Source organism: Streptomyces yaizuensis, assembly GCF_034961445.1.
Classification (GTDB): Bacteria; Actinomycetota; Actinomycetes; order Streptomycetales; family Streptomycetaceae; genus Streptomyces; species Streptomyces yaizuensis.
In genome coordinates this window covers 30032-42869 of record NZ_BSBI01000018.1, presented here as the reverse complement: position 1 = coordinate 42869, position 12838 = coordinate 30032, and the positions used below count along the sequence as shown (strand labels likewise).

Genomic DNA, 12838 nt, shown 5'->3' with positions numbered 1-12838 from the left:
CGACAGTGACCCGCATGAACACGATCATGCGCGTGAACCCCACCACGAGACGGCGGACCCTCTCCGTACTCCTGGCCCTGTCCGCCTCCGCCGGCCTGGCCCTCCCCGGCACCGCACTCGCCCAGGAGCCGTCCCGCGTCACCTTCTCTCCCCCGCCCATCAGTTGGGGCGCCTGTCCCAAGGCCGAGCCGCCCTACCCCGACCCCAGCCCGAGGGCGGAGTGCGCGACGGTCGAGGTGCCGGTGGACTGGTCGAAGCCCGACGGGCCCAGGACCGGGATCTTCGTCGCCCGGCAGCGGGCCACCGACCCCTCGAAGCGGATCGGTGTCCTGCTGTCGAACCCGGGCGGGCCCGGATCGTCCGGTTCCGACAGCGCGTTCTACGCCGACGACCCCGTCGGCGGGTACGGGCCCGCCATGCTCCAGCGTTTCGACATCGTCGGGTTCGACCCCCGCGGCGTCGGCCTCAGCCAGGGCGCCCAGTGCGACGAGACGATCAGCGAGTCGATCCCGACCCGGCCCCGGAACGCCGCCGAGTTCGAGCGGCTGCGCACGCTCAACGGGCGGCTTGCGCAGAGCTGCATCGAGCGGACGGGCCCGCTCGCCGCCCATATGGACACCGAGAGCGTGGCCCGGGACATGGACGCGATCCGTGCGGCCCTCGGCGAGCGGAAGATCAGCTTCCTGGGGCACTCGTACGGCACCTCCGTCGGTGAGCGGTACGCGCGCCTCTTCCCGGACCGGCTCCGGGCGCTCGCGCTCGACAGCGCCGTGGACCCGGAGGGGGCGGGCGCCGAGCGCTATCTCACGGACGCCAGTGTCACCGCCGACAAGGCGCTGAAGCGGCTGGCGGCCTGGTGCGAGAAGGATCCGGCCTGCGCGCTGAAGGGCCAGGACGTCATCGCCGTCACCGACCGGCTGTTCGCGCGTGCCGACGCGGGCACGCTCCTGGAGCCCGGCCCGGAGGGGCCGACGCAGACCAAGGTCAGCGCCGATCAGCTGTCGGGGCTTCTGACCCGCGCCTTCCTTCGCTGGAACCCGGAGTGGGCGGCCGAGCAGCTGGCGGCCCTGCGGAGCGGCACGGGCCAGGTCCTCCTCTCCCCGGACGGCCCCGAACTCACCTGGCAGCTCGTGCTCTGCCGGGACAACGACTACCGGATCCGCGACTGGGCGCACTACCGGGCCATGCTCGACCGGGTCGCGAAGGCCGCCCCGCACGTCCGCTACAACGCGCAGGCCCTCGACATGATCCTCGGCTGTCAGGGCTGGAGCATGCCGCCGAAGCCCCGGCCCGACCGGGCGACCGGCGCCCTGCCGCCCGTCCTCGTCGTCAACGCCGCCCTGGACGCGGCCACTCCCCTGCCGGGCGCCCAGCGCATGGCCCGTGCCTTCCCCAAGTCGACCCTGATCACCGTGGACACGGTGGGCCACTGGCTCTATGCCGGGAAGGACATGAAGAAGGTGATCGACACCTACCTGATGAGCCGTAAGGGCTGAGCCGGAGAAGCGTCGGGGGCCGGACACCGGGGAGCAGCTTCGTCTCCTAGCACCCGGCCCCCGAAAGTCCAGTCGTCTTTCGGCCCCGGTCTTGACCTTGGTGCCGCGCAACTGCCCCCGGGGGCCAATCCGTCGTACGGTACGGGCCCGCCCACGCCCGTACGCCGACGGCCCCGCAAGGGCTTTCGGCCGTACCGCAGCGGGCGTACCTGGGACAACTGCCAGGCAGGGATGGTGCCGACGAGGCTTCGGCGGAAGGCGGGGCCGCGCGGGAGGGCCGGGGCTCGGCTGCTCCCGGCACCCCCATCACGTGATCACCAATCACCCAATACCCCATAACGCGCCTTGGCGTGATTGGTCGCTTACATACAGGGTCTCCGCCCGTAGATTCTCATTTCATGAAAGAAAGCGGAAAGGAAGAGTCAAGAAGCAAGCAAGTATCAACAAAGTCAGTCGCGAAGGGCAGCCGCCGTGGCCTGTTACGCGGCATCGTCGCCGGCGGGCTGGTGGCCGGAACCGGATTGACAGGCGCCGCGTCCTCCCTCGCCGCCCCGCCCCGGACGGTCCCCCTGCGGGACCCGGGTGTCGCCCCGCCCGGCACCCCGCACGCGGCCGAAACCGAACTGTTCCTGAGGAACGCCCGGTGGATGAACCAGGGGCAGGTGCACCCCCGCGAGGACGCGTGGACGCGCAACTTGCTGGTCGGGGCACAGCACCCGTGGGCGATGATCGTGAGCTGCATCGACTCCCGCGTACCGCCGGAGCTGATATTCGATCAGGGCCTCGGCGACCTGTTCGTCGCCCGGACCGCCGGCCAGGTGCTGGACGGAGCGGTCCTCGGCAGCATCATCTACGCCGCCCTGGAGCCCACGGTGAAGCTCATCGTCGTCCTGGGACACCAGAATTGCGGCGCGGTGAAGGAGGCGATCCGCAAGAAGGACAACACTGATCCGACGCTCCCCAACCCCTATCCGCCCCGCCTCACGTACCTGACCGAGGCGATCAAGGACGCGATTCCCTCGGTCGGCACCCCGGACCGGCAGAACGTGTCGATCAACGAGAACGTCCGGCGGATACGGACACAGTTGCTCGGGGAGTCGGAGATAGCGACCCGGGTCACGGCGGGCACGCTGGACGTGATCGGCGCCCGGTACGAGCTGGACACCTGGATCGCGCACAAGATAGCGCCCTGAGCACATCTGACCGGCCCTGACCCGCCTGTGGGGCTCTGTGGCGCGGCAACAGCGCCTGTCATGGGGCCGATTGGCCGACAGCCTCACAAGGCCCGCAGAGGGACAGCAGAAGGGCCCTGGAGTTGGCCCGGGCCGTGGACGCGGCCCGGGCCAACTCCTCTCGGGCTTCGCCTTCAACGTCCGTCTCCGTACGTCGGTTTCTGAAGCGACGGGTACGCGGTGCGCTCCGCTGGGACGCTCCTGCCGAAGAGAGCCGGGCGACGCCCGGCTGTTTCTCCCGGTGGGTACTCCCCCACAACCCTGATCGTGCCTCAGCCACCGAACGCCGACCCCTCACGGCCGTCGGGGCACTTCCGGCGTACGGGGACACACTAGCCGTTCGGCCCCTCGGGCCGGGCGGCGGAGGCACATTCCAGCCGTACCGCCCCAAGGTCTCGTTGAGGGGTCGTCACGGCCCTGACCACCCGAGACGCAGTTCCGCTGCTGCTGACCATGGTCGACGCCGAACAGACGGGCCCGCGCGCGAAGCGGCATCAGCCAGCGACGGGAACGCCCTACGGAGCCGTCACTTAATAATTACGGAGAACCACAAAACCGCAGGTCAGAGGTGGTGTGGTCGCTGAGTTATGTCCCTCCTGGGGGGACATAACGCGATCGATGTGTCCCTCGTGAGGGGACATAACGAGGCTCAAATGTCAACTCCAGTCGACATTAGGAAAGTTTTTATGTCGCCTGGAGTTGACATAGAGGGCTCGCGATGTCAACTGGAGGCGACACAGCGGGATTTCCTGTGTCAAGTGCGGGCGACATGGCGATCGGGCCTATGTCAAGCCGAGGCGACATTTTCTCGGACCCTGAGGGACGGGCGGATTGCGTCGAGGGCGGCGAGATATGTACCCCCTAGGGGGACGGAACGTGCTGCCATGTCGTGTTGGTGCGACATGGGTGTCAAGCGGAGATGACATACTGTCCTCGAACGAAGATCCAGATCGGGGGAGCAGTGTCATGTCGAGTGAGCGGCAGTACCGCGACACTGGTGCCGATGTATTCGGGATGCCTCTGTCCGAGCCACAGCCGCAGCTGCCCCTGAGCGATCCGGCGGACGCCTGGGATCAGCCGCTGCTCCGGCCGGTGCGGCAGCTGGACGACGTGGCCCGGCGCTACCCGGGGCGGAAGCTGACGCTCGACGGTGAGCGGAGGCAGCTGGAGTTCTACGGGACTCCGGAGCAGCCCAACGCCTTCTCCATGGACAGCCTTGAGTTCTTCCTCGTCATCGCCCAGTTCTTCCGGGAGGCGCTGCCGCTGCGGATGATTCTGCTGCTGATCGCCTGCCAGCGGGCGGGCGGGCGGATCCAGCTGACGCAGGACGAAATGGCGACGGTTCTGGACATCTCACGCACCAAGGTCAACGAAACCCTGAGCGAAATCATGTTCCATGGAATCGTGTTCAAGGTGAAGCGGGGGGTGTACCAGTTCAACCCGCCCTACAGCTACCGGGTGGCGGAGTTCATCCCCGGAACCGAGACGACACCCGCCGAATACGTCAAAGTGGACCAGCACACCACCATCAACCGGATCCGTTCGGACCAGACGCTCCCCGAGCTGGTGCGCTTCCCCTCCCTGGAGAAGATGCGCGAGGAGATCGCCAGGTTGCGGGCGGAGCGGGCGGAAGAGCGGGCCCGGCGGCGCCGGCGGCGGGCCGAGCAGCAGGAGAAGAGGAGAGAGAAGTGAGCGGTCTGCATTTCGCCGCCGTCAACGCGGAGGGGGTCGTCGCGGATCTCGATCTGCTGCCTGCGGCGTACCGGGTGCTGCTCAAGCTGAGGGCGCACAGCGAGCCCGGCGGGCGCATCGAGATCGACCAGATCACCATCGCCCAGCTCCTGGGGCTGAGCAGGGCCGCCGTCAACGCGGCCCTGCGCGACCTGGACCTGGCGCAGCTGGTGAAGAAGCAGCGGCCGGGGATCTACCAGATCAATCCGATGCTCGCCGGGTACCTCTCACCCGAGGACGCGGTGGCGGCGGTCCGGGCCATGCCGAGGGAGCAGCGGCTGAACGCCCCCGACTTCGTCCAGCGGTACCAGAGCGCCGTCACGGCCTATCAGGACCAGCTCGCCGAGAAGCGGCGGCGGAAGGACGACGAGAGGCGGCGTCAGATCTTCCGCGCGGTCTCCTGACCGGGACGGCGGGGCGGCGCCGGTGGCACTGCCGAGAAGGACGAGAAGTGATACGGATACGGCCGGGGACCTGCGGGTCCCCGGCCGTCGGTGTTTCCGTCCCAGGGTTTCGTACGCGTCGCCCCCGACGCACGGGCGGGCGCCGTAGATTTTCGGCCATGTCGCGGCGGCTTCCGGAGGATCTCCGACTTCGCCCGTTCTCCGGCTGAGCCCCTATGACAGATGGTCAGCGGGGTACCGCATCCTGTGGATGGTTTGGGGTAGTTGCCCAACTACTTTCTTCTTTCGGACAGTTCAGATCATAGGATGAAACAGGTCTACGGGTACCGGGTGGCTGCCCGCATGCCGAGGTACACGCACCGGCTGCCGTCGGGCAGGGTCGTGAACACCACCGGCAGCCACTCCCCCATCGTCCCCGCGCCGATCGCCGGTCCGGCGAAGACCTTGTCCGTCACCGGCACCAGGTCCATGTCCCGGGGGACGGAACACATGAGGAAACGCTCGTCGGGCTCGTACCGCAGCCGTCCCCGCCCCTGGGATTCCGTGACGGTGATGACCGCCCCGGCCCGTCGATAGGTGCCGACCAGCGGGGCGGGGTCCACCGTCGGCGGGTCGGCGGCCGGTGCGAAGGCCTGCGGGAGTACCACTCCGGAGAGCGTGTCGAGCAGTTCACCGAGGAGTGTCCGGCACAGCGCGCGCGCCCGTCCCCCGTTGGTGAGCAGGGCGACGGCCACCCCGGTCTCCGGCACCACCCGCAGGAACGCGTGCTGCCCGATGCCCACACCGTCGTGCCCGAAGCCGGGGATGCCGTCCCAGTCGTAGAGCGTCCAGCCCAGCCCCCACCCATCGGCCCCGACCGTCCACTGATCGGGCACCCCGGTCTCGCGGTGCTGCATCGTGGCGACGGCGTCCACCGACATCACGCGGGCGCCGCCCGGAGCGGTGCCGCCGGCGAGGTGCATCCGGGCCAGCCGGACGAGATCGGCGGCGGTGGCGACGACCCGCCGCGCGGGCCCGAGCGAACGCGGAGTCGGATCCCAGTGCGGGACCGGCGTGGGCTCCCGGCCGCCATCACCGGCGAGATGACCCATCGCCACCGGGAAGCACAGGGCCTCCTCCGGCAGCGTCACCGTGTGGTCGAGACCGAGCGGGTCGAGCAACCGGTCCCGTAGCGCCGCGTCCCACACCTGACCGGTGACCACCTCGACCAGCCGTCCCAGAACGGCATAGCCGGTACCGCTGTACGAGATGGCCAGCCCCGGCGGGCGGTCGGGGGCGATCGAGCCGACGGCCGCCGCATAGCGGGCGAGGCAGTCGTCGCCCCGGCCCGGGTCGTACGAGAAGTCGCACGGAAGTCCACCGGTGTGGGAGAGCAGCTGCCGGACGGTGATCCCCCGGTCCGCTCCCGGCGAGCCGGCAGCGGAGAACTCCGGCACCAGGTCCGCGACCGCCGCATCCAGATCCAGCGCTCCCAGGTCGGCGAGCCGGGTCACCAGCGTCGCCGTGTAGACCTTGGCGATCGAACCGAGCTGAAAGAGCGAGGCCGGGGTCACGGGTGCACCGGTCCCCCGGTGGAGCACCCCGGTGGCCACCTCGTGGATCCGGCCGCCGGTCAGGATCGCGAGCGAGGCACCGGGGACGTCGTACTCGGCGCGGAGGGCATCGAGGCGGCCGGACCAGTGCGCCAGATCGGGCGGCACCTCCCGGTGCTCCCGGGCGTCGCCCCCGAGGGGACCCGGCCGCAGCCCCGCGCGCACCCCTGGCCCGAAGGGCGGGGCGGGCGGCCCCGGTACGGGGAGAGCCGCCCCACCGATCGGCGACGCGGGGGACGGTGCTGGGAAGCGCGCGGGGAACTCCGCCGGATGCCACCCTCCCCCGCCGGCACAGCCACCGTTCCCGGAGGAGTGCTGGTACTGGTTCTCATTGCTCGGCGTGTGCATGGTTCATTCCTCGTGGGTCCGGAACCAGTGGGCCGCCGCACGTCCTCGTACGGTGTACATCTGACGGAGCATCGTACGGAGAGTGAAGGATCAGCACACCGTACGGAGCACGCAGGCGGAAACAGACCGCGCGATGACCCCTGCTGGGCAGGTCCGGAGACCCGGTGGGGATTATTACGCCGTAATGAAGCCCGACCCGGACCCGGACAGCAGCCCCCGCCGTCACCCGGCGGGCATCCGCCTCCTCACTCCCCCGCTCCCCCACTCCCCCGCTGTCTCTCCGGGACACGGATGGTCGGCGGTCGGCGGTCGGCGGTCCGAGTATTACGCCGTAATAAAAGACCGGGGCTCCCCGGACGCCTGCCCAGCGCGAGCAGCTTCGGGGCCGCTCGCCATTACGGCGTAATAAAGGGGAGAGGGCGATGGGCCGTCGGGGCCCCCAGGACGGGTCGAGCCGACGTGCCGCCGGAGACCTGGAGCCGACAGCCGACAGCCGACAGCCGGGAGTCTCGGGGGGCGGGAGTCGGGAGACCGGCTCCCGTCGAGGGGGCGAGTATTACGCCGTAATAAAACCGGCCCTTGGTCGGACCGACGTCCTGCTGACGTCGGTCCGACCAAGGGCCGGGGAGAAGGGGCAGCGGGGCAGCCGGACAGCGGATGAGAGCCGGGGCGGGCGGGGTTGGTGAGTGCTCCGGCTGCTCGGCCGGAAGGCCGTCGATTATTACGGCGTAATACTCGGCCCCCTGAACCCCAGCCGTTCCCGCTCCCCGGCGCCCGGCGCGGGGGAGGTGGACCGTTCTTCATTACGCCGTAATAAAGAGTCCACTCCCCCACCGCCGGGCAGCGCCGTCGGTCGGGCCGTTCCGCTACTCCGCTGCGAGCAGCAGCTCTGCCACCTTGCGGCGGTACTCGGGGCTGCTGGCCGCGACCAGATCGGAGACGAATGCCTCCGGGTCGCCGAGAAGCTCCAGATAGCGGCCGATCATCCGCTGTCGTTCGGAGCCGAAGACCTTGGCGAAGATGATGTCCATGCTGGCTGCACCGTCACCCCAGGGCATCTTGATCTGACGCGGCTGCTGATCGGGTTCGGCGGTGGATCGGGCGGGGTCCGCCGACGCGGGCGTTACCTGTACCGGTTTCGTTGCTTCCGTCGCTTGGGTCGCTCCGGTCGCTTCGATCGCTCCGGCCGGCGCCTGGGGGGCGGAGGCCGGGGGCTTCGGCGCGGCTGCGGGCTCCGGCCGGGGCTCGGTCGCTGCGGTCTGCGCGGCGCTCTGCGGAACGGTCTTCATTACGCCGTAATGAAGACCGTCGGCCGGACGGGGAACGACCGGCGTTTCGGCGGCCGCCCCACCGGACGGCTCCGAGGCTGCGGGCTCCTCCCCCGCCGTCTCCCGCGCCAGCTCCTCCGCTGCCAGCGCCGCCTTGCGTTCGGCGGCCCTGGCCTTCTTCTCCTTCAGCAGCCGCAGATGCTCCTCCTGCTCGTCCGGCTTCTTCCGCCCGACGCTGCGGAGCAGTTCGGCCGGCTCCTCCCCCGTCTCCAGCTTCCGCTGGAGATCCGGGGTGAGCTTCAGCAGGGCCAGCCGCTGCGACACCCATCCCTGCGAACGGTGCAGCCGGGCCGCGAGGGCCTCCTGCGTGCCGTGCACGGACAGGAGCTGTTCCAGGGCACGGGCCTCGTCCAGGTGGTCCAGGTCCTGCCGGTGGATGTTGGCCACCAGAGCGGATTCCAGTATTTCGTCGGGGTTCCGGCCCAGGCTCTCGTCCAGCATCACCTTGATGGTGGTCATGCCCGCTTCCCGGGCGGCGGCCAGCCGTGAGTTGCCGTCGATGACGACATACTTGGTGCCCGGCTCAAGACCGCTCTCGTGGTCCGGGTTGGCCTCCACATACGAGAAGCGGGACATGATGCTGATCGCGGTCTTCTGACCGTGGTCCCGCATGCTCCCCGCGAGATGGGAGAGGTCACCCAGCTCCGTCCGGGGGTTGGCCGGGTTGAGGCTGATCACATCGACGCCGAGTTCGACGGGGGGCAGTGCGCCCGCCGTCGGGGCCTTGGTCGCGTCGTTGATCGCCTGCCGGCGCGGACTGATGGACTGGGCCTGCTGGAACGAGGAGCCCGTTCCCAGCCTGGACGCCTTGCTCACGAGATCTCCCGGGCGAGCGCGCGCAGGGCCACGGCCTGGCCACTGCGGGGAGCGTAGGCCAGCAGCGGCTGCTTGACCCGGACGGCTTCCTTCTGTTCCTTCAGATCACCGATGACACCCACGACTCTCGGATCCTTTATCTCCATCCAGTTCTGGAGCGAGGAAGTGGCGATGTAGCCGCGCCGGGCGTCGTAGTGGTTGACGACGATCCCGAGGTAGTCCAGTTCCAGCGCCATATCGCTGCGGAGGTCCTCGATCTGCGAGGTGAGCAGTCCATAGGCGTCGGCGGAGCTGTCCTCGGCCTGGACGACGACGAGCACGCCCGAGTTGCCGGGGGTCTCACCGGGACGGCGGCGTCCGTAGTAGGCGGCGGCGTCCATGCTCAGGCCGAGGCTGGGCGGGCAGTCGACGAGGATGGCGTCGTACTCGTCCTCCAGGGGAGCGAGCGCCCGTTCCAGCGCGGCTTCCCGGGCGCGGACCCCGGAGAGCTTGACGTCCAGAAGGAAGGCGTCGGTACAGGCCGGGAGGAGGTGCAGCCGGTCGCCGAAGCGGTCGCCCTCGACGGTGACGATCAGCTCGCGCAGCTCCGCCTTGCCCTCGCCCGCCATGTGCTTGGTGAGGCTGTCGCCGTCGAGGGGGAGGGGTTCATGACCGAGCTGCTTGGTGAGGTGGCACTGCGGATCGAAGTCCACGAGCAGCACCCGCAGCCCGAGGCCCGGCAGATCCTCGAAGTCGAGCGGGTCGTCGTCGGTGGGGCCGTTGCCGTTCTCGGCTCCCGCGCGGGCGCTGGCGAGGTACTTGGAGACGCGTACGGGGTGGAGTCGCTCCGAGTCCTCGGCCAGGGCCTCGCCGGCACCGGCGGTCACGGCCGTCTTGCCGACGCCGCCCTTCTGGTTGCAGACGATGAACCGCTTGACGACCACGGGCCGCTGAATGCCCGGGGCGGGATTGCGGTCGAGCCAGAGCTGCACGGACTGGGCGAGCCCCTGGACGAGCGGCACGCCGCGTGCCGCGCAGTCCCGGCGGAACTCCTCCCACTGACCCGGCGGGAGCCAGGTCGAGAAAGACCTGGCTCCGGCGGTGTCGATGGGGGAGAGGTTCGCACCGAGCCCGCGCCAGGCGGTGATGCCCGCTTCGACGGCGTGCTGGATGTCGACGCCGTGCTGAGCCGTACGGACCTTCAGATCCTGCTGGAGCGCGGCGGGAAGTTTGGAGACGACCTTTTCCCGGTCGCCGGAGGAGGGCGAAGTCATGGAGTCACCTTACTAACTCACGTGATCAACTGATTCACCGACACGTTAGTAAGCCATGAGGTTGCTCCGACTGAGGGACGCGCGGGCCGACGATGTTTCATTACGCCGTAATGAAGAGGGGGGGTGGGCCGGCAGGGCAGGAGGCCGGGGGAGAGGCTCGTCGGCTCAGTATTACGCCGTAATAAAAGGAGGGTGCCGAGCCGGTGGGGGAGTGGTCCGGGAGGGGCCGGGGAGCAGGCGGACAGGTCATGCGTTCGTCGTACAAAGAGATGGACATCTGGTAAAACGCCCATATGGCCCAAACGCGTCGCCCACTTGCCGCAATTCACGGTCTTCCACACCGTCGTTAACCGGGACATGACGAGAACAAAGACTGCACCCCTGCCCTCAGGGCGCGTGGTGGTCGGCGCGGAAGCGGCCCGGTCGACGACGTGGGTGTTCGTGCCCCGGTCGGCCGCGCCTCCGACCGGGCGGGCCGCTCTCCAGCGCGAGGACCAGCGGATCGAGCTGACGTACTCCTCGTCGGTCCTCAAGCAGTTGCTGACAGCCCTGGAGCAGATCCAATCGGACTTCCGGCGGATGTCGGGGACCGCAGGAGCGTCCGTGCGTGGCGACGCGTAGAGGACACGGAGGCGATGACAGAGGAGTACACGGTTCACGGCACCCACCATGCGTACGGCCCCCCTCCACCGGATGGCCACCCGGGCTGGGGTGAACCTCACCCGGGATTCCCGGGACACCACCAGGACGTGCCGCTGGGAGCCATGGGAGCCATGGGGGCTTTTGGTCCGCTGGGTCCTGTAGGCCCTGTGGGGGCGATGGATCCCCTGGGCTTCATGGCCCCGGTGCATCCCATGGGTCCCCTGGGCGGGGAGTCCCTGGCCGCGGGGTGGGACCCGTCCTGGGATCCCACGGCGGAGCTTCAGCAGATGCTCCGCAACGCCCAGCTGGGAGACGCGCCCGCAGGAGCGTTCGCACCCGGCGGTATCACCGGCGTGACGTACCAGCCCGGATACCCCGGAGTGGGGGAGGGACCCGGCTATGACGGCGGACCCTGGTACGGAGACCCGTACCACCCATACGCCCACGACGGCCGGACCGGGCACGAGGACCAGGCCGGGCGTCACGCGTACGAGCGGGCATCCGACCACGGGAGCGGGCACGAGTCCGGGTATGAGTCCGGGTACGAGGACGACGACCACGAGCGCAACCACCAGTCCGGCGGACCTGGTGGGAACAGTGCGTACGACGGGGCCGACGAGCCCGGTGAGTACGACGACACGGACGAGGCGACCGACGCTCGGGAAACCGGCAGGAGGGAAGCCGCTCCGTCTGTTGTCGTCCGCCGGACCCGTTCCGGGCCGAACCGGCGGAGGAAGCGCAAGTGGTGGTCGAGCGAGCGCGGCCGGCGCTATGTGTTCGGGCGGCTGCTGAGTTTCACCATCGCCCTCCTGGCGGCCCTGCTGGTCTCCATGGTCAGTGTGTTCGGCGGGATGGTCGCCATGGAGCCGCTGCGCAATGTGGCGGCCGACCGTACCGAAGCAGGGCTGATCGCCTGGTGGCCGCTGCTGGTGTACGGCCCGTGGACGGTGGCGTCGCTGTCGATCCTGCGGGCCGCGCTGCACCGGCGGCGGGCACTGCACTCCTGGTTCGTGGTCCTGCTCTTCACCTCCCTGGCCACCGTGCTCTGCGTCACCCAGGCGCCGAGGACCCTCCCGGGGATCGCGGCGGCAGCGCTTCCGTCGCTCGCGGCACTGGCCTGCTTCCATCAGCTCGTACGGCTGATCACCATGGTCCGCCCGCCGCTGCCGGAGCCTTCGGCCCGGCACCGCGCCCGTGCACTCCGTCGGCGCAACCGCCGTACGGGTGACACAGCGGGAATGGCTGAAAACCAGTCATCAGGACAGGTTCAGGGGCAGCCGCAGGGGCAGGTGCACGTGCAAGTGCAGAGCCAGGTGAAGAACCAGACAGGGGCTCAGACGCGGAACCAGACCCGGGAGCAGACGCGGGAAGAGGTCTCCACGCCGGTCGTGGTGCGGACCGCGCGCCCGGTCTCCCCGGTGGGGGAGCCGGCCGGGCGGGACAACCGCCGGTGGTCCACGCTCCGTTGATTCCGCGGCCCCGCTCCAGCCCCGCCCAGAAAGGGCTTGGAGCGGGGCTGTGGGCCCTCGGGGGGACTCCTTGGACTGGCTGACCGGGGAGGGGGGTTGAAGCCCTCAGGCGGGCTCTCAGGGCTTTTTCTCCAGGCGGGGGAGTGGTTCCCGCTGCGGGGCTCGGAGTCGAGCGACTCAGCGACTCTTGGGTAGCTGCTTCAGTCTCATGGTAAATCCCCAGGTCAGATGAGGTGTTGATACCTCAATAGCGACTGAAGCGACTGAGCGACCGTATCTATAACGTAAATCTTGTACACGCGGACACATACCCACACCCGGGAAATGTCTTATAGACAGGATCGCTGAGTCGCTTCAGTCGCTCAGGGGTCAGGAAACAGCCTCTGACCTGCTGTTTTATGCTGAGACCGAAGCAGCTACCGAACGCTTCAGGGTCGCTGGGCTTCAGTCTCGAACGGCCCCCGACAGCGACTGCCGCCCGCCCCGGACACGTCGGAGGGCCCTGCCGGTCGTCCATCGCCCGGCAG

9 protein-coding genes are annotated in these 12838 nt (G+C 69.2%); 6 read left to right on the top strand and 3 right to left on the bottom strand.

Annotated features, from left to right (window positions below):
• The first annotated feature begins 14 nt into the window (after nt 1-14).
• From SYYSPA8_RS32870 to SYYSPA8_RS32855, 4 genes are all read left to right on the top strand, one after another.
• Entirely contained in the window at nt 15-1496 is a 1482-nt protein-coding gene (locus SYYSPA8_RS32870) for an alpha/beta hydrolase (protein ID WP_323451077.1), read from the top strand.
• Between the two features lie 521 nt (nt 1497-2017).
• Nucleotides 2018-2689: a carbonic anhydrase gene (locus SYYSPA8_RS32865; protein ID WP_323451076.1), complete on the top strand. Its 672-nt coding sequence runs from the start codon at nt 2018-2020 to the stop codon at nt 2687-2689.
• 1005 nt (nt 2690-3694) lie between these two features.
• Nucleotides 3695-4420, top strand: coding sequence for a hypothetical protein (locus tag SYYSPA8_RS32860; RefSeq protein ID WP_407706138.1), 726 nt, complete (start codon nt 3695-3697; stop codon nt 4418-4420).
• A complete protein-coding gene (locus SYYSPA8_RS32855; protein ID WP_323451074.1) occupies nt 4417-4863 on the top strand; it encodes a helix-turn-helix domain-containing protein in 447 nt (148 codons plus the stop codon). Before SYYSPA8_RS32860 ends, SYYSPA8_RS32855 begins: the two co-directional genes overlap by 4 nt.
• A 317-nt stretch (nt 4864-5180) precedes the next feature.
• Here the strand turns inward: SYYSPA8_RS32855 and SYYSPA8_RS32850 are convergent, their stop codons facing one another.
• The 3 genes from SYYSPA8_RS32850 to SYYSPA8_RS32840 all read right to left on the bottom strand — a co-directional run bounded on the left by SYYSPA8_RS32850 (nt 5181) and on the right by SYYSPA8_RS32840 (nt 10200).
• Nucleotides 5181-6803, bottom strand: a complete 1623-nt coding sequence (locus tag SYYSPA8_RS32850; RefSeq protein ID WP_323451073.1) for a serine hydrolase domain-containing protein — start codon at nt 6801-6803, stop codon at nt 5181-5183.
• An 866-nt stretch (nt 6804-7669) separates the two neighbouring features.
• Nucleotides 7670-8947, bottom strand: a complete 1278-nt coding sequence (locus SYYSPA8_RS32845) for a ParB/RepB/Spo0J family partition protein (protein ID WP_323451072.1) — start codon at nt 8945-8947, stop codon at nt 7670-7672.
• A complete protein-coding gene (locus SYYSPA8_RS32840; RefSeq protein ID WP_323451071.1) occupies nt 8944-10200 on the bottom strand; it encodes a ParA family protein in 1257 nt (418 codons plus the stop codon). The genes SYYSPA8_RS32845 and SYYSPA8_RS32840 overlap by 4 nt, the downstream gene beginning before the upstream one ends.
• A 357-nt stretch (nt 10201-10557) precedes the next feature.
• On the opposite strand from SYYSPA8_RS32840, the gene SYYSPA8_RS32835 reads away from it, so the two are divergent.
• Both SYYSPA8_RS32835 and SYYSPA8_RS38435 read left to right on the top strand, forming a co-directional pair.
• Nucleotides 10558-10821: a hypothetical protein gene (locus SYYSPA8_RS32835; RefSeq protein WP_323451070.1), complete on the top strand. Its 264-nt coding sequence runs from the start codon at nt 10558-10560 to the stop codon at nt 10819-10821.
• A 215-nt stretch (nt 10822-11036) separates the two neighbouring features.
• Nucleotides 11037-12311, top strand: coding sequence for a DUF2637 domain-containing protein (locus SYYSPA8_RS38435; RefSeq protein ID WP_407706137.1), 1275 nt, complete (start codon nt 11037-11039; stop codon nt 12309-12311).
• Nucleotides 12312-12838: the final 527 nt, after the last annotated feature.

What these genes read in the sequence shown, in the direction of transcription:
- SYYSPA8_RS32850 (WP_323451073.1), bottom strand. Translation starts at nt 6,803, where the DNA reads ATGCACACGCCGAGCAATGAGAACCAGTACCAGCACTCCTCCGGGAAC.
- SYYSPA8_RS32860 (WP_407706138.1), top strand. Translation starts at nt 3,695, where the DNA reads ATGTCGAGTGAGCGGCAGTACCGCGACACTGGTGCCGATGTATTCGGG.
- SYYSPA8_RS32840 (WP_323451071.1), bottom strand. Translation starts at nt 10,200, where the DNA reads ATGACTTCGCCCTCCTCCGGCGACCGGGAAAAGGTCGTCTCCAAACTT.
- SYYSPA8_RS32835 (WP_323451070.1), top strand. Translation starts at nt 10,558, where the DNA reads ATGACGAGAACAAAGACTGCACCCCTGCCCTCAGGGCGCGTGGTGGTC.
- SYYSPA8_RS38435 (WP_407706137.1), top strand. Translation starts at nt 11,037, where the DNA reads ATGGCCCCGGTGCATCCCATGGGTCCCCTGGGCGGGGAGTCCCTGGCC.
- SYYSPA8_RS32870 (WP_323451077.1), top strand. Translation starts at nt 15, where the DNA reads ATGAACACGATCATGCGCGTGAACCCCACCACGAGACGGCGGACCCTC.